Source organism: uncultured Cocleimonas sp. (genome assembly GCF_947495625.1).
Classification (GTDB): Bacteria; Pseudomonadota; Gammaproteobacteria; order Thiotrichales; family Thiotrichaceae; genus Cocleimonas.
Genome location: NZ_CANLZW010000030.1, coordinates 1 through 16,909 on the forward strand (window position 1 = coordinate 1; position 16,909 = coordinate 16,909).

Genomic DNA, 16,909 nt, shown 5'->3' on the forward strand with positions numbered 1-16,909 from the left:
AAGCCGCTTGGAATGATAACTTTCGGTTCAAAACGCTGTTTAACTTATGATTATAATGCGTTTGCCCTGGGGGGGGGGTCTAAGTCACCCCCCTACTTTTAGGCACTTTTTTGTATCTTGTTAAATCTACTTATTCGTTTTCAGCCTCTAGCACCGCAATACTGATTAGCTTGCCTATAGTATCGTCGAAGCTTTCCCAGTCTTTGTATTTTGCGAGCTTCTCAACAATCACAGGCTTCATTTCAAATGCTTCAGCATCATCATCTAGCATTTCTTTACTGGTTTCATAGATAATACTGAGAAAGTCTCGGAAATTGCTTAACACCTCTTTTCCACCAGATGGACCATGACCGGGTATAACAACATCGACATCCAGTTTCATTGCGTCTTCTAACACTTTTATATTACCCGGAAAGCTTCCATCATCGAGTCTTGGCATTCTTTGATTAAAATTATTATCGCCAGTAACTAGTACTTTATCTTCAACGATAACAAACATCGCATCGGTTTTAGTGTGTGCAATCTCACTCAAATAGGCTTTGATAGTTATATTATCTACCTTTACTTCCTGCTCATTTTCTAAGGTTATTGAAGCTATTACAGCTTCAGTGCCATCGGTAGCGCCTTCTGTTAAATTATGCATGAGATTTATCCAGCTTTCGGCTTCGCCTGCCTTTGCTTCTTCTATCATCACAGGATGAGCATAAATTTTCACGTCAGGGTAAGCGTTTTTAATCGCTTGATTACCCAACCAGTGATCACCATGCACGTGGCTATTAAAAACGTGAGTAACAGGTTTATCTGTTTGTTTTTTTATTTTTTCCAGCAAAGCTTCACCAACCTGCAAGCTCGACCCTGGATCTATTACAATCACACTTTTATCGGTGATGGTGAATAAAGGATTATTCATAAACCCTTTATTTTGAGGATTAGGTGGCGTTAACGGACCAAATACAACCCAGGAGTACTCTGCTACTTTTTTAGCCTCAAAAGCATCCATAATGCCGTTACCTTTAGCAAAACCCACTTTTGCGAATAAAAGCGACAATATGCATAACGATACTGCGCATAACAAAACAGCATTAAATTTTAATTTAGCAGTAGATTTCATGGAGTTAATTCCGCAATATAAAGCGCTTTATACTACTTAGATTCGTCTAATTTAGACATTAGTATAAACACCCATTAACACCAAGGTTAGTCACAAGTTTGAAAATTAAATTCAAAAGCGCAGCACCGTTTATTTATGAAAAAAAGAACATGTGAAACACAGAATTGGGATTAATTGGGGATTTGGAAATAGATCGGTTTAAAAAAAGTAACATGCAGTATCGTTATACGATTTCAAAATTTTTAAACGATGATTGTGAACACTTATATGGATATGGAAAAGATAAAGTGTTTGTGGATAAAGCAAGAAGTGGTACTAGAAGCTTAAAATGGTGGCCCGAGGTGGAATCGAACCACCGACACGAGGATTTTCAATCCTCTGCTCTACCGACTGAGCTATCGGGCCTTAAGCGAGGGCGCTATTAGAGCGTTTTCGTATTTAGTTGTCAAGAGATAAGTTAACAAGATTTCTTTTGTTTTTAAAATTATAAAAAAGTAATTAAATATATGATTGATATAGCGCTCTTTGAGCCTGAAATACCGCCAAATACGGGAAACATTATGCGTCTTTGTGCAAATACTGGATCACGCTTACATTTAATCCATCCTCTTGGTTTTGATCTCGATGAGAAGAAATTAAGACGCGCAGGAATGGATTATCGGGATATGGCAACTATTCAGGAACATGAAAACTATCAAAGCTTTCTAGAATTTATCGGCGATCGACCTGTTTTTGCTTTAACAACCAAAGGAAAAACTACTTACACAGATGCGAAATTAGTAACAGATTCAGTACTGTTATTTGGTCCGGAGACACGCGGTTTGCCTGATGAGGTATTGGCAACGTTTGCCGAAGAAAATAAATTACGTTTACCAATGCTAAAAGATAGTCGCAGTTTGAATCTTTCGAATACCGTTGCAATTGTCACATATGAAGCACTTAGGCAAAACCATTTTGAAAGTTTGGGTTAAACTTTACAGATGAATTTTATCCGACACATAGACACGCAAAAAAAGAATAATTCTGCGTGTGTTGCCACTATTGGAAACTTTGATGGGCTCCACTTAGGTCATCAAAAAATTATCAGCAAGCTGAAACAAAAAGCCCAGGAATTACAGTTACCTTTAACGGTGCTTAGTTTCGAACCATTGCCTGCTGAATACTTTAGCCCTAATCCTCCAACGCGAATTTATCCGCTGCGCGACAAGATTCGTTTATTAGAACAACTAGGCGTGAATAACTTTCTCTGCTTAAAATTCGATAAAGCATTTGCGAATATGCCCCCTGAAGTCTTCGTCAAAGACATACTGCAAGATTACCTGAATGTTAAACATCTCGCTGTCGGTGATGATTTTAAATTCGGCTATAACCGGGGGGGTGACTTTGCTATGTTAAACGACTTAGGAAAACATTCTGGAATGACAGTGGTTGATACCCCCACTGTAGAAAAAGAAGCGCAGCGTGTGAGCAGTACAAGGATTAGAAAAGCACTGGAACAAGGTGACATTTCATTAGCGAATAGCTTACTAGGATACAACTATCAACTAAGCGGGAGAGTTCGCCATGGTGAGAAGCGTGGTCGAACTATAAATTTTCCTACCTTAAACTTAAAACTCCCTGAAAATATTTCACCGAAACGCGGTGTTTATGCTGTTCGTGTTCATGGTTTAAATGATTCTATTCATACAGGTGTGGCTAATTTAGGTAATCGTCCTACCGTCTCAGGAAGTCGGAATAGGTTAGAAGTGCATTTATTTGATTTTTCAGATTCTGTCTATGGAAAATACGTCTGCGTAGAATTACTTGAGTTTATTCGTGAAGAAAAACGATTTGAAAACCTCGATAAATTAAAAGAGCAGATTTTGATAGATGCTGAAAAGGCTAAAACATTGATAGCTAAAATGACTTAGATTTGAGTACACAGTGTTTTCGTTATAAGCAGGTATTGTTGTTAGAAGATCCTGTCACTAAAAAACCTAAAGAGAACTAATAAATTCTTCTGGAAGCTCATCCTTATATTTGGTGACGTAGCTTTGCACCGCGTTGCGATACTCATCCACATATTGCTTAAAGCTCTTGAGATTCTTATCAAATTCGCCAATTTTATTGTCAAACTTTACGATTTGATTGATTTCAATAAAAAACGCATCACTTAAAACATCATGTTTACTTTGATGAGACATGGCCCTTGGATAAGATTGATCGACTAATGTCTTACTAAAATCTGCCAGTTGCTGACACGAAACAAGCAAAGATCTCGTATCCTCATCGTCTGTTTTTAATTTGCGAATAGCAATATCGTAAGTATTGATAATATTTCTGGTAGTAACATGATCAAACTCTTTAGTCTGCTCATATGAGTCTGAAAACTTGTCTGGATTGAAATAGTGGAATAATTTTACGTAGTTGGCTCGTGCGTAAAGGATTGATTCTCCCCCTAATACGGTACATTTTTTTAATGCAGATACCCGATCATCGCTACTACATGCAACAGTAAAGACTAAGGTATAAATAACCAATAAAAATAAAAACAACGACTTCATCAATACAGTGGTAGGGGACAGTTAACTCAGAATCTAAAATACTAGTCGAGTTTGACAAAAATTCAACAATCTTTACATTCCTTTATTGCAGGCTTTAATGCAGTCATCATTATTTTGTGCACCTTTATCTGTTACCAGCATGGTTTCAAGCGCTTCCTATCTATACTAATTCATTAAATCAAACTGTTTAAGAAGTCGTACTTCACCGGGGAATACCATGCAAAATACTAAGCGCAAGCAGCATTTAACTTTCATCACACTGTTAATTCTGAGTTTGAATGTCATTTCAGTGAGCCATGCGCAAGATTATGTCGCTGATCAAGATACTTTTGAACAACAGAGAATACGCGAAATGCGACTTCTTGAATGGTATGCGCAACAGCAACAGACAGAACAGGGGATGCCACAATCTTCTGCTCAAAATGTATCTAGCAATCAACCGTATAATCCACCCAGTGCACCTGCCCCAGTTGCAACACCAGAAGCTGATGATTTATTTGCTGCAGCAAATGCAGGTAACGTCAATCAACTTAGAACGCTTTTGTCTCAAGGTTTGGATATCAATATCTCAAACCAAGAAAGAGAAACTGCATTGCACATGGCTGCCGCTCGTGGTCATTATTCTGCAGTCATATTTCTAGTAAACAAAGGCGCTTACGTTAACGCCAGAACAGTAAAGAACTGGATACCTCTTCATCATGCGGTACGTTTTCGTCACCCGAATATTGTTAATTTTCTGGTTAATCATGGCTCACCTGCATACTCAAGAACCTCAGATGGATTGACTGCTGTAGACATGGCAAGAAATGTAAATGACCAACGTTTACTATCAATATTAGGCGCACGATAGGTTTAGAGTGGCTCTTAGGTCACCCCCCTACTTATAAGCATTTTTTTATAATCAAATAAATAGTCAGCCTAAGCAACAAGCCATATACTTTGGCTTTTGTAACTTCGCGATTTTAAGGTCATGGCCAAAATCGTATACTGACTTTAAATGCGAAAAACACAATACACTCAGCTTTCAGCTTTCTACTTCTTTTATTTCGCGGGCCTGGGTGCATTTCTACCCTATTGGTCACTCTATCTAAAGTCTCTACATTTCACAGCGAATGAGATTGGTGAACTGCTTGCCATTGTCATGGCGAGTAAGGTCATATCACCCTATCTGTTTAGCTGGATCTCTGATCACATAGAAAAGCGTTTAGTTATTATTCAGGGATCTATGTTTATATCCGTGATTGTATTTGCGGGCGTCATTCCCTATCAAAGTTTTTGGTGGTTTGCCTTGGTAATGGCTTTTTTCGGCGTTTTCTGGAACGCCGCATTACCCTTATATGAAGCGCTCACACTCAATCATCTAGCGCATGATACAAATCGGTATAGTGACATAAGACTTTGGGGCTCAGTTGGCTTCATTGTGGTGGCTTTGGTTTTGCCGATGATTATTGGCGGCAGTAATATTTCTCTGCTGCCACTGATAATACTGGCGTTACTGGTAGCAAGCACTGTCACAACATTTTTAGTTGGAGATAGAGCATCACATCATAGCTATCAAAGTAAACAAACACATATTATAGAAACGCTTAAAAAGCCGATTGTCATGGCATTATTATTAGCCTGCTTCTTTCAGTCTTTAAGCCATGGCGCCTACTACACTTTTTTCTCTATTTATCTGGAAGGCCATGGATATTCGCGTGATTTCTCAGGTGCCATGTGGGCATTAGGCGTTTTTGCGGAGGTAGTACTTTTTCTTTTAATGAGACGTTTACTGACTAAGTTCAGTGTCTGTCATTTATTTGCTATCGCCTTGTTTATCACAGCTTTAAGATGGGTAATGTTGGCGCTATGGGTTGATAATCTTATATTGCTGATCATCTCTCAACTGTTTCACGCTGCAAGTTTTGGCTTATTTCACGCCTGTGCTATTTACCTTATTCATACTTTGTTCCCCGGACGACTTCAAGGCCGCGGCCAAGCACTTTATGCTGGAATGAGTTTTGGTTTAGGAGGAACTTTAGGTCATTTACTCAGCGGTTATGCATGGGACTCTATGGGTGCAGTCTGGACATTCTTATCATCTGCAATTATCGCTTTAATTGGTGCTATTATAGCCTTCAAATATATTACCGAAGAGCGCTTGCCTGCGTATGCCGACAAAACATAAACCTTATGATATTGATCTGATCTTAGGTGAAACTAGTTCCCATATTCCTGGAAAAATTCATTATTTTGACGAAATAAATTCTACCAATACATGGTTAAAAGATAATGGTCAATGTGGAGATGTTTGCCTATCCGAAAAGCAATTCAATGGCCGTGGAAGGCGTGGCAATAACTGGGTTTCACCAGACAGTGGTAATATTTATTTATCATTTTGTTTTTGCCTGCTTGATGAAACTCAGCACCGTTCTCTATTAGGTTTAGTCACGGGCATTGCAATTGCCGAAGCATTAAAAGATATTGGATTGAAAGGGCATGGCGTTAAGTGGCCCAACGATATTTACTGGCAAGGTAAAAAGATGGGAGGTATTTTGATAGAAACGTCAAACTACTCAGATCAATTTATTATAGGCATCGGTTTAAATATCTCTTTAAACGGAATAGAGGCAGACAATATTAATCAGGGCATTACCTCGGTAAAAGATGCAATGCATGATAATGAATTTTCACGCGATGAACTTTTGATCAGCATTATCCACAGACTATCTATCCACCTTAAAAACTTTGCTACCATGGACTTTCACCACTTTAAAAAATTATGGGCAGAATGGGATATTTTGCAGGGGGAAAGTGTAAATTTTCAGCATCAAGGGAGCATTATCTCAGGTAAAGTTGATGATATTGATCAACATGGAAGACTCGGGATTATAAGCTCTTCAGGTGAAATCCAGTTTTATTCTTCTGCCGATATAAGGCTTGATAAAAAATCGTTGCAACAGTTTACGCAGTCAAACAACCACAGGCTCAACTAATCAATGAAAACACTATTAATTGACGCTGGTAATTCACACCTTAAATGGGCCACTTTGAGTGATGAAAACTCATTATCTGAACAGACTTCAGCATCCCATCAATACGAATTACCCATAGAGGTTTACGAAAAAATAGTTACTTCCAATAATGATAGTCATACCGTGATTATGGTCTCAGTATTGGGCGGTACATTCTCTCGTGCTGCCGAAAAAATTGCTCTTGAACAGCAAATGAAATTTATTGAAGTCGCCTCTGTAAATGAACTGAGCAATATAAAAAACGGCTACGCGGATCCAACTAAATTAGGCACTGACCGGTTTGTTGGAATAATCTCTGCATATCATCTACATAACAACTCAACGAATGGAAACAGGGCTTGTATCGTGGTGGATTCAGGAACAGCAACAACTATCGACGCGGTTGATAAAAATGGACAGCATCTCGGGGGCGTTATTCTTCCCGGCCTACATTTGTGTTCCGAAAGTTTATTAGAAAATACCGAGCTTCTTGGATTATGGGGCAATGAGTCCCATGTATTTACCCCTGAATGCTTTTCTAAAGAAACCACACAAGCAATAGCAAGTGGATGCTTATTGGGCCATGCTGGTGCAATAGAACATATTTGTAACATGATGGAACAACAACTTATCAAACAGTCTCAGCTTACTAGTAAGAATGACCCTGAAAATGGCATTAACCAAAACCAAAAAGACGAACTTGAAATCAAAAGAGTTATTTGTGGTGGCGCAGCAGAGAGCTTATTGCCATATATGGAAAGTGAATACGACTTGCAACCAGACCTTCTAATGTATGGCCTTAAAGTGATCAAGGAAGATTTAGCAAGAAATGTCTAATTCACTTCTTAAAAACATCATAATCGTTTTACTCGGTCTAAATGCCTTTTATTTAATATGGACCCTAACGATGGGGAAGAATTATGACACCCCCCCACTTTTAGTGGAAAAAAATGTTCCCAGCTTAACATTGCTGCCTATACAAAATAACGATATCTACCAAAGTGATAGCTCAACACGACAAAGTAGTTGCTACACCTTTGGGCCATTTAACAGTGAAAAAACAGCCAAAATAATCGCACAAAATATAAATAATTTTGGCTTGGCAACAGAAATACATAAACAAAAAACCATGCAGACGCTTAATTTTTTGGTATACCTGGAACCTTTTAGTAATCGTTCAGAAGCTATCAAAGTTATCAACGATATTAGAAATCAGGAAGTCACTGACTTTAAAATTATCGATTCAGGGCCGTATAAAAATGCCATAGCATTGGGATCTTTTGATTCATTAGGCGAAGCACGTCGACATTCCGAATATATTCGTTTTCTTGGCTATGACGCAAAATATACAACGCAGAAAAAGCAAAAAGAAGTTTACTGGATTGATTATGACGAACCATTTGGTAGTAATGCACCCGTCATTGATTGGGCAAATGATATAGACCCAAGAAACAGCGCACAAAAGATTCCTAAAGCGTGTGCTTTTTTGTAAAATTAGCGATTAGTAGAATAGAAGCTATATCTTAAAGCTTACCGAATAGACAGGCACAAAAAAGGGTGCCTACCAAGATATCGCAAAGTGTACATTGACCTTGAACCAGTAAGGTTCAAGTGGGAGTCTTTAAAAGCTTATTAGGCTTACCGCCGTAGCAGTCATGCTCACAAAACTTTCTCTAACCCCCGGAGTTTGTAATTAGGCTCAAGGGACTACCCGCACACTTTCCGAATACCACAGAGGACACCCGTAACTAAATACTAATATAAATAGTAAAGGTTGTTAAGCGATATTGGATTAACACGATGAAGTGATGGGTATTTTGAAGATAATTCAATGCAGTTTTTAAAATTCAACCCATAAATAATAGTTGATATTATTCTTTATTTTCAGCCACTTACTATACCTTAAAAACCATTATGGCTGTAATCTGTCAAATTAAAAAGATATGTTTATCTACTCATTTTTTTCTTTGATACTTATCCTGAGTACTCCTGTGGTATTTCAATACAAACGCAAGTAATTGAAATAACTCTTGTAAGTTTCTTTTTTGTTCGCTATAAAGAAAACTGAGAAACAAAGGGAGAACGATATGTTGACATCAAAACAATCATTGGTTTTAAATACCATCCAGGAAATGGCCCAGGAAATGGGTTACTTGCCTACACTGGAAGAAATAGGACAGCATATTGGTATTGGTCGCAGCACCATACATAAACATATTCGTACCTTAATAAATAATAACTACCTGCAAGAAGCTGATGGCAAAGCAGCTTATCAATTAATTGAGCCTTTCGAAGAGGAAGGTAGCCTACCTTATATGGGAAGAATCGCGGCAGGATTTCCCATTGAAGCAATACCAGATCAACAAAATATCAATCTTGCCCAGTTATTTTGTGGTCCTGGACGGTATGTATTAAAGATTGCTGGTGACTCTATGATAGAGGCCGGTATCTGGGACGAAGATTACGTAGTCATACAAAAGAAAAATTCGGCCAGAGAAGGTGAAATTGTTGTTGCCTTGGTGGATCGTTATGAAGCGACACTCAAATATTATCATCCTAAAGATACAGGAGTAGTTGAATTAAGACCCGCTAATAGTCAATTACAATCAATGTTCTATCCTGCTGATCAAGTGGAAATACAGGGTGTAATGATTGGTGTATTCCGTAGCTACTAAACACGTTTTACAACGACAAATACAAGATAAAAGGACACCCCCCGGCTTTTAGGTGATTTTAGAATTATCTATGAAATATTCTGTTAGAATATGACCAATAATAATTCTCGAGTTCAGGACGGGCCATGAATAAGCACAAAATCTTAATTAATACGTTTCATTGTGCGCTTTTAATTATTAGCGGGATTGTTCTTAGTTCTAGCGCTACTGCAAAACAAACAGCATTACTTGACGCAAATGGACAGCCTTTGTCTGAAGAAGTTTTGATGTTATTAAGTTCCGGCTCAGAGAAATTCAATTCGAGTAAGTCATCTAACAAATCAAAGAATAAGCCAGAAAAACAAGACCTTAAAACCCTTCCAAAAAAACCTAAAAGAAATAAACCGCCATCTAACCCTGTACTTGAAGTCGAATTGCTAGAGGCACTGAAAGCTGGAAAAACTCAGCGAGCGAAGCAACTTCTCAAAGCAGGAACCTCTCCTACCTATAAAAACTTAGAGGGTGAAACTCCTCTCGGTATTGCGGTATCTAGAGGCTGGGCATCAATGGTTATTGATCTTATCGATAACGGTGCAGATGTTAATGAAAAAGGAGCAAGAGGGGTTACTCTTCTTCATATAGCTAGTGCGAATGGCCTGATTGATGTTGCTAAAGTACTGGTTAAACATGGCCTCAATCCAGGCCAAAAAACTGATAAAAACTGGACTCCTTTACACGTCGCCGCGCGCTATGGTCACTGGCAATTAGTTCAATACTTCTTATCAGTTGGTGTGGACCCAGATATAAGAAACTCAGACGGTAAAACAGCTCTGGGACTTGCCCGTCATTTAAAGCATCAAGGCATTATTAAAATTCTTGCTCGTGTTACTACAGTTAGGTCTTTAGATTTCGCTAAAGTGAAAAAAAGCAAAAAGAAGAGCAAAAAAAGACGTAAATCGAAACGCAAATAATTAAATGCTCGAAAAAACTAACTACTAAAGAACAAACCATTTACAGATATCTTTGGCTGTTTCAAAACTTTTGTTAATACTGTTAAAAGAAACCAGCGGGTAATCAATCTTTTCTAATAAGTCTTCATAATTATTCATATTATGACTACTAGAATTACTACCTTCAATATTATTTAAAACAACACCTAACAATGTTAATCCCGCCTTTTCAATGGCTTCAATACTGAGCAATGTATGATTAATGCAGCCAAGACGATCTGCCACCACTAAAATAACCGGTAAATGTAACGCTATCGCTAAATCAGCATTTAAACCATCGGAACAAATTGGAGAATAGAACCCTCCTGCCCCTTCTACATATAAAAAATCATCCTCAGCGTTATAATTCTCGACACACTGCGAAGACAACTGTTTAATCGTAATTAGCTTACCTTCAATTTTGGCAGCCCTGTCTGGAGAAATAGCTGCCAGGAATCGATTAGGACAGATAGACTCTAATTTATCTTCTTTATTAGAAGCATGAGATAGTTTCCACGCATCACTTTGTGTAATGTCATCAGGCCAGCCTGACTCTATCGGTTTTCTTGGTTCTACAGAAATACCATCCTTGGTTAACTGTTGAATGATTTTCTGTCCTACCCAAGTCTTTCCAACGTCGGTATCTGTGCCTGTTACAAAAACACCTTTCATTTTATTTCTCCGCCCGACTTACCATTAGCACTGTAAATTATAGCTGTCGCTTTACCCACCACATCTGACTTTGAAATAACGCCAAACATTCTACTGTCATTGCTATTGTCCCTATTATCACCAAGTACGAATAGTTTATCTTTAGGGATCTGAATCTCAGTCATGTTTAAAGAATACTGTTTTATTTTATTCGCACTTTTTATATAAGACTCAGATATCTGTTTACCGTTAACATATGTAAAACCTTTGTGAATTTTCAAAAGATCTCCAGGCAAAGCCACTACGCGTTTTATAAAAGGGATGACTTTACCGGTCTTTTCATTAGGCTTGCGATTAAACACTATAATTTCGTTCCGATTTATTGCCGTTTCTAAATAAGCCTTATTAGAAATCACGATAACATCTCCAGGATTTAACAATGGCTGCATTGATTTACTTGGTATTCGATAGATATCCATTCCGATGATACGAGGACGAATATTATTAGATTTAATGTTATAGGGATTAATAAAGTACAAAGAAATCATCGCAGTAATTGCAAACACGACTATTCCAATTACTATAAAATGTAAGCGTCGAAATAATAACTTTAATAATCTTAGTAACAATTGCATCGACGATATATTAACAACAAAATTAAACAGATTCAGAAAAGGTATTAATTATGCAAGCACCAGATATTCAAGCCGTTAAAGACTACTTACTTGGATTACAGGACTCTATCTGCGAACAACTTGCTGAGGAAGACGGTAAGGGCATCTTCGAAGAAGACTCCTGGACCCGCATACCAAAACCTGATTCACCCGTTATGTATGGTGGGGGGAGGACAAGACTACTTGTTGACGGAGCAGTCATTGAACAAGGTGGTGTGAATTTTTCTGATGTTAGAGGCGATAAAATGCCTGGGTCAGCAACTGCTCATAGACCTGAATTAGCTGGTAGAAGCTTTCAAGCAATGGGAGTGTCTTTAGTTATTCACCCTAAAAACCCATATATTCCTACATCGCACGCCAATGTCCGCTTTTTTATCGCTGAAAAAGAAGGTGAAGAGCCAGTATGGTGGTTCGGAGGAGGTTATGACCTAACACCCTACTATGGATTTGATGACGATTGTAAGTTTTGGCACCAAACAGCTAAACAAGCATGTGAGCCATTTGGAGAGGATGTTTATGATACATACAAAAAATGGTGCGATGACTATTTTTATCTAAAACACCGTGATGAACAGCGTGGAATCGGCGGAGTATTCTTTGATGATTTAAATAAATGGGATTTTGAAAAGTCCTTTGATTTCATGAAAGCCATTGGAGACAGCTACATCAATGCTTACAGACCGATAGTTGCCCGTAGAAAAGAGTTGGAATATGGAGAACAAGAACGAGACTTTCAACTCTATAGACGCGGTAGATACGTAGAATATAATCTGGTTTATGACCGCGGAACACTGTTTGGATTACAATCAGGAGGTCGTACAGAATCTATATTGATGTCTATGCCACCATTAGTGAAATGGAAATATAATTGGCAGCCAGAAGAAAACTCTGAAGAAGCAAAACTATATAATCACTTCCTAAAACCCAAAGATTGGGTTAACTATTAATAGGGAATGTTAAGGCTTTGGAGCTTTAAAAACGGCTAATGCTTTACTAGCATTAATAAGGCCTTCACCATACTCATCGTCTCTTCCAGGCTTACCTAGATCAACAGCTGTTTTGGTAAGCGCTGAGTTTAGATTATTATTACTCTTCTGCGAAAGCAGGAGGGCAACGATTCCACTAACATGCGCTGAAGAAATTGAAGTACCAGTCGCTAATTTATATTTACCCTCAGGGGCAATCGTTAATATATTTACGCCAGGTGCTGAGTAATCTATAAAACGACCTTTATCAGCCATATTGAATAATTTCTTATTCTCATCAACTGCGGTAGCTCCGATCACTCCCGGAATTAGGGCTGGGTATATTGTACTACCCCAATTTCCACCATTTCCGGCAGCGGCAACAACAACAATACCTTTTGCGACCGCTTTTCTAACCATCTTTTCTACAATAGAATCTTTGCCGCCAGTAAAACTTAAATTGATGACATCTACATCATGCTGGATACAAGCATCAATAGCCTTTGCAACATCAGCTGAAGAACCTTTTAACACTGAAGGATGATTCTTTTCAGCTTTAAAAGCACCAATGGAATATAGCTTTGCCTTAGGCGCTATACCTATATGTGGATTTTGACTGACTAATACACCCGCAACAGATGTTCCATGAAGCAAAGCTTCCTGGTTTTTTATATCAACTTCAAATAAGTCTTTTGTTTCAATATGAGCATTAGATAACGATGGGTGGAAAATATCGATTGGAGTATCAACCATGCAAATGGTTGTGCCTTTGCCTTTGGTAGTTTCGTGTACGTAACTAACACCCGTCTCATACATCGAATAAGCATTTTTATAGGATGCTGAAGCAGTTTTGAAAATATTGTTAGTCTCAGCGTTTACACTTTTTTCTTTTTTGTTTATTGATGCACTGAGATTTAAAGGATCTTGGCCATTAGTTTTAGCGACAAGCATCCCTGTTTTAACTGAAGCAAGAACCGTACTACTTGCAGGATTTAAATTATACTTTTGAGTAATATTCTTAACTTTTGAAATATCTTCAGTTGCATACAACAATACAACTTCATCTTTAATATAATTTGATCTTCTTGGTTTTTTTACTATTTTTGGTTCATAGACAAAATCAAAATACAATGGCTCTTTGTTTTCGTCATCCAAAGCATATTCATCGGCTTGAACTGCGCCAATAGCAAGGCTGCAAATAGCAGCACTACTTAAAATAGATAATTTAATATGCTTCACCGGCAAACCATATCAAGTCTTTGTTAGAAGATAGAGAAGATAATACTTCTTTTATCTGGGCATTATTCAACTTTTGATTAAAACTAATTTGGTACATGCCTTCCTTACCTGGAACAGACTCAACTTTCTTAAGCTTTCCTTTAAGCAAAGGGAGTGACTGTAACGAATCCATTGAACCATTAGTACCTACAAGCAAAATGGTAGTTGATTTATCGTTGACGACTTCCGCAGATTTTGCAGCTGCTGGTGTAAACTCACTATCTGCTGTAAACAAAGGAGCTACAAAAGCCATCATTACTGATAAAGATATTACTAATAAAGCAACACTAGCAAAACGTGCATACTCAGTCACACCAAACGTGGCTGGCACCCATACTGAAATAGCACTTTTAATTTTATCTACGAAACTTTGATTTTCATTAGTTGAAATACTTGATGGTGTTTCGACTGAAATATTGTCGATCTGCTTGAAAACATTTTCAAGTCTAGATTCTGGTGACGCAAGCGTTGATAAACCTATTAATGATTTATCCTCTGTCATTAGATTAAAAACGTTACGTTCTTCCTCTACGAGTGATTCAAGCACACTATTAGACTGTAATACTTCTTTAAAGTAAGCATTATCTTCAGAAGAAAGCTGTCCAGTTACAAACCAAGGTAGTAACTCTAGCGCCCTTTCCGGGATTTCATTATTCTTAGTATCAATATTCATGGTCTAAAAGATCTGTATTTGAAAGAAGTGATTTCAAGTGCTTTCTTGCGTAGAACATCCGAGTTTTAACGGTATTTTCAGAGATATCTAACATCACTGAAATATCTTTTATAGACAATTCACGATAGTAAACTAATTCTATAACTTCTCTATGTTTCTCGCTAAGCTTTGCTAAATTGTCGACTATTTCCTGGTCTCTCTCTGAAATAATCACTTCTTGTTCTGGTAATAGATCTGTGTCCTCTATATTTAGTTGTTCAAAATCATCATCCTGCAATAACTCTTTGTTCTTCCTTAAATAACCGATCATCCTAAAACGTGCGATCGAATGTATCCAGGTAGATGGTTGTGAAAGTCCTGAAAAGCTACCAGCTGATTTCCATACTTCAATAAGTGCTTCATCGGCAATATCCGCAGCCAATGCAACATCATATTTCAACATACGACTACAAAATTTAATAAGCCTTGGTTGGTAGCTTATATATAACTCTGTAAATGCGTCACGATCACCTTCAGATATCTTTTTTAATAACTCGGTATCACGTATCGTCTTTTCTTCAACTGTTTGCTTATTGTTCTTCACAACTGCGTCCATTGATTCTGTAGTTTCGACTAAATAAAATGTTCAAAATAATTTATTTTATCCAAAATGATAAAAAAAAGACAATTTAACACAAATAAATGAACCTTTATTAAATGAATTGCCACAGAGCATGTGTGAGACGGTTAAGTTGGGCTTGATCAAAGGGGATTTGTAGACCAACCATATTCACGAGCAAAATCTAGCGGTTTGCTCTGTACCGACTCCCTCGCAACTTTGGGCGGACTTTATGTCCGCCTTTTTTTTGCGTATTTCTAATTGCTTATGTTCGTTTTAGCATACAATATTGATGTCTTTCATTATTGAACACTGTTTATCTATGCAAAAACAAATCAGCTTAGGGGTCGTCATGGACCCTATTCAATCAATAAATATTAAAAAAGATAGCTCTTTCGCAATGATGCTCGAAGCACAACGAAGAGGTTACTCTATATATTATATTACCCAGAAAGACTTATATGTTAAAGATGGTATAGCTTTTGCCAATATGTCTAAGGTTAAGGTCACTGATAATCCTGATTCCTGGTATGAATTAGAAGAATCCAGTGACAGACCGTTACATGAACTATCCTGCATAATAATGAGAAAAGATCCTCCATTTGATATGGAGTACATTTATTCCACCTATATTCTAGAATTGGCTGAACAAAAAGGATGCTTAGTCGTCAACAAACCTTCTAGTATACGAACCGCTAATGAAAAACTTTTTACTGCCTGGTTTCCAGAATTTTCCCCCGAAACACTTGTTACCAGAGATATTCAGCGGATCAAAGCATTCCATGAGCAGCTTAAACGAATTGTTGTAAAACCCCTTGATGGTATGGGTGGTTCAATGGTATTCCAAATTCAGGAAGGTGATGCCAATAGAAGTGTCATTCTAGAAACAATAACAAATAACGGCACTCAAACCGTGATGGCTCAACGCTTTCTTCCAGAATTCAAAAATGGGGATAAAAGAATATTAGTCATTAATGGAAAACCATTTCCTCATGGATTAGCAAGAATACCTGCGAAAGGTGAAAGTCGAGGTAATTTAGCGGCTGGTGCCAGCTATGAAGGCGTAGACCTTACCGAAAGAGAATTCGAGATTTGTAATGCAATAGGACCAAAACTGAAAGAAATGGGCCTCATATTCGTAGGGTTAGATGTCATTGGAGACTATGTTACTGAAATCAATGTCACCAGTCCTACCTGCATTCGCGAGTTAGACACAATCTATTCGGCAAATATATCTGGCTTATTAATGGATGAAATTGAAATTAGTCTTAAAGAGAATTTACAATGAATACAAGGGTGAAATGGCTCGATAATATGAGCTTTGTAGGGGAATCAGGAAGTGGGCATTCAGTCGTTATGGATGGGCCTCCTGAACACGGCGGCAGAAACCTTGGCATACGTCCAATGGAAATGCTTCTATTGGGTTTAGGTGGCTGTGCTTCTTTTGATGTTGTTTCCATGCTTAAAAAAAGTAAACAAGACATCGTTGATTGCGAGGTTGAAATAACCGCAGAACGCGCTGAAACCGAGCCGAAGGTTTTTACCAATATACACCTCCACTTTATTATCTCTGGAAATGATATATCAGAAAAAAGAGTGGTAAGAGCTATAGAACTTTCCGCAGATAAATACTGCTCTGCTTCTATAATGCTTGGAAAAACAGCCAAAATTACTCATGATTATGAATTAAAGTGACTAAAAAGACTCCAGTCATCAGTTGCAGTTGCTGAATAAAATAATTTAGCCTAATATTCGCGCGGATTTTAAAATCTAACCAAAA

The 16,909-nt window shown here is 37.7% G+C and carries 19 protein-coding genes, 1 tRNA gene and 1 other RNA gene; 12 read left to right on the top strand and 9 right to left on the bottom strand.

Annotation, left to right across the window (positions count from 1 at the left end; translation table 11 throughout):
• Positions 1 to 130: 130 nt before the first annotated feature.
• Both Q1A31_RS15540 and Q1A31_RS15545 read right to left on the bottom strand, forming a co-directional pair.
• Positions 131 to 1,111, bottom strand: a complete 981-nt coding sequence (locus tag Q1A31_RS15540; RefSeq protein ID WP_299878733.1) for an MBL fold metallo-hydrolase — start codon at positions 1,109 to 1,111, stop codon at positions 131 to 133.
• A gap of 329 nt (positions 1,112 to 1,440) precedes the next feature.
• Positions 1,441 to 1,516 (bottom strand) — tRNA-Phe (locus tag Q1A31_RS15545).
• Between the two features lie 101 nt (positions 1,517 to 1,617).
• Here Q1A31_RS15545 and Q1A31_RS15550 point away from each other — a divergent pair.
• Both Q1A31_RS15550 and ribF read left to right on the top strand, forming a co-directional pair.
• A complete protein-coding gene (locus Q1A31_RS15550) occupies positions 1,618 to 2,082 on the top strand; it encodes a tRNA (cytidine(34)-2'-O)-methyltransferase (protein ID WP_299878736.1) in 465 nt (154 codons plus the stop codon).
• A 9-nt stretch (positions 2,083 to 2,091) separates the two neighbouring features.
• A complete protein-coding gene (ribF, locus tag Q1A31_RS15555) occupies positions 2,092 to 3,021 on the top strand; it encodes a bifunctional riboflavin kinase/FAD synthetase (RefSeq protein WP_299878739.1) in 930 nt (309 codons plus the stop codon).
• Positions 3,022 to 3,087: 66 nt separating this feature from the next.
• Here ribF and Q1A31_RS15560 read toward each other — a convergent pair whose 3' ends face one another.
• Complete coding sequence (locus tag Q1A31_RS15560; RefSeq protein WP_299878742.1) at positions 3,088 to 3,654, bottom strand: hypothetical protein; 567 nt, start codon at positions 3,652 to 3,654, stop codon at positions 3,088 to 3,090.
• Between the two features lie 217 nt (positions 3,655 to 3,871).
• Between Q1A31_RS15560 and Q1A31_RS15565 the strand changes: the two genes are divergently transcribed.
• The 5 genes from Q1A31_RS15565 (at position 3,872) to Q1A31_RS15585 (ending at position 8,139) form a co-directional block, all read left to right on the top strand.
• Entirely contained in the window at positions 3,872 to 4,504 is a 633-nt protein-coding gene (locus tag Q1A31_RS15565; RefSeq protein ID WP_299878745.1) for an ankyrin repeat domain-containing protein, read from the top strand.
• A 147-nt stretch (positions 4,505 to 4,651) separates the two neighbouring features.
• Entirely contained in the window at positions 4,652 to 5,821 is a 1,170-nt protein-coding gene (locus Q1A31_RS15570; protein ID WP_299878748.1) for an MFS transporter, read from the top strand.
• Positions 5,805 to 6,629 (top strand): biotin--[acetyl-CoA-carboxylase] ligase, encoded by an 825-nt coding sequence (locus Q1A31_RS15575; RefSeq protein WP_299878751.1) that lies wholly within the window; start codon positions 5,805 to 5,807, stop codon positions 6,627 to 6,629. The genes Q1A31_RS15570 and Q1A31_RS15575 overlap by 17 nt, the downstream gene beginning before the upstream one ends.
• Before the next feature lie 3 nt (positions 6,630 to 6,632).
• A complete protein-coding gene (locus tag Q1A31_RS15580; protein ID WP_299878754.1) occupies positions 6,633 to 7,484 on the top strand; it encodes a type III pantothenate kinase in 852 nt (283 codons plus the stop codon).
• On the top strand, positions 7,477 to 8,139 hold the full coding sequence (locus Q1A31_RS15585) for an SPOR domain-containing protein (protein ID WP_299878757.1): 663 nt from the start codon (positions 7,477 to 7,479) through the stop codon (positions 8,137 to 8,139). Before Q1A31_RS15580 ends, Q1A31_RS15585 begins: the two co-directional genes overlap by 8 nt.
• 65 nt (positions 8,140 to 8,204) lie before the next feature.
• On the opposite strand, the gene ssrS is transcribed toward Q1A31_RS15585, so the two are convergent.
• A non-coding RNA gene (ssrS, locus tag Q1A31_RS15590) (6S RNA) lies at positions 8,205 to 8,388 on the bottom strand.
• Positions 8,389 to 8,734: 346 nt separating this feature from the next.
• Between ssrS and lexA the strand changes: the two genes are divergently transcribed.
• A complete protein-coding gene (gene lexA / locus Q1A31_RS15595; protein ID WP_299878760.1) occupies positions 8,735 to 9,322 on the top strand; it encodes a transcriptional repressor LexA in 588 nt (195 codons plus the stop codon).
• 125 nt (positions 9,323 to 9,447) lie between these two features.
• Positions 9,448 to 10,272: an ankyrin repeat domain-containing protein gene (locus Q1A31_RS15600; RefSeq protein ID WP_299878762.1), complete on the top strand. Its 825-nt coding sequence runs from the start codon at positions 9,448 to 9,450 to the stop codon at positions 10,270 to 10,272.
• A gap of 24 nt (positions 10,273 to 10,296) precedes the next feature.
• Here the strand turns inward: Q1A31_RS15600 and bioD are convergent, their stop codons facing one another.
• Both bioD and lepB read right to left on the bottom strand, forming a co-directional pair.
• Positions 10,297 to 10,962, bottom strand: coding sequence for a dethiobiotin synthase (bioD, locus tag Q1A31_RS15605; protein WP_299878767.1), 666 nt, complete (start codon positions 10,960 to 10,962; stop codon positions 10,297 to 10,299).
• On the bottom strand, positions 10,959 to 11,507 hold the full coding sequence (gene lepB, locus Q1A31_RS15610; RefSeq protein WP_299878770.1) for a signal peptidase I: 549 nt from the start codon (positions 11,505 to 11,507) through the stop codon (positions 10,959 to 10,961). Before lepB ends, bioD begins: the two co-directional genes overlap by 4 nt.
• A gap of 119 nt (positions 11,508 to 11,626) precedes the next feature.
• Here lepB and hemF point away from each other — a divergent pair, with 119 nt between their 5' ends.
• Positions 11,627 to 12,562, top strand: coding sequence for an oxygen-dependent coproporphyrinogen oxidase (gene hemF, locus Q1A31_RS15615; protein WP_299878773.1), 936 nt, complete (start codon positions 11,627 to 11,629; stop codon positions 12,560 to 12,562).
• Positions 12,563 to 12,571: 9 nt separating this feature from the next.
• Here hemF and Q1A31_RS15620 read toward each other — a convergent pair whose 3' ends face one another.
• The 3 genes from Q1A31_RS15620 to Q1A31_RS15630 are packed head-to-tail and all read right to left on the bottom strand — an operon-like array spanning position 12,572 to position 15,114.
• Positions 12,572 to 13,819 (bottom strand): S8 family serine peptidase, encoded by a 1,248-nt coding sequence (locus Q1A31_RS15620; RefSeq protein ID WP_299878776.1) that lies wholly within the window; start codon positions 13,817 to 13,819, stop codon positions 12,572 to 12,574.
• A complete protein-coding gene (locus tag Q1A31_RS15625) occupies positions 13,806 to 14,531 on the bottom strand; it encodes a hypothetical protein (protein ID WP_299878779.1) in 726 nt (241 codons plus the stop codon). Before Q1A31_RS15625 ends, Q1A31_RS15620 begins: the two co-directional genes overlap by 14 nt.
• Positions 14,521 to 15,114: an RNA polymerase sigma factor gene (locus tag Q1A31_RS15630; RefSeq protein ID WP_299878782.1), complete on the bottom strand. Its 594-nt coding sequence runs from the start codon at positions 15,112 to 15,114 to the stop codon at positions 14,521 to 14,523. The genes Q1A31_RS15625 and Q1A31_RS15630 overlap by 11 nt, the downstream gene beginning before the upstream one ends.
• A gap of 337 nt (positions 15,115 to 15,451) precedes the next feature.
• Between Q1A31_RS15630 and gshB the strand changes: the two genes are divergently transcribed.
• Together gshB and Q1A31_RS15640 are read left to right on the top strand one after the other, a co-directional pair.
• Positions 15,452 to 16,417, top strand: coding sequence for a glutathione synthase (gene gshB, locus Q1A31_RS15635; protein ID WP_299878785.1), 966 nt, complete (start codon positions 15,452 to 15,454; stop codon positions 16,415 to 16,417).
• Complete coding sequence (locus Q1A31_RS15640) at positions 16,414 to 16,824, top strand: OsmC family protein (RefSeq protein ID WP_299878788.1); 411 nt, start codon at positions 16,414 to 16,416, stop codon at positions 16,822 to 16,824. Before gshB ends, Q1A31_RS15640 begins: the two co-directional genes overlap by 4 nt.
• The last annotated feature ends 85 nt before the right edge of the window (positions 16,825 to 16,909 follow it).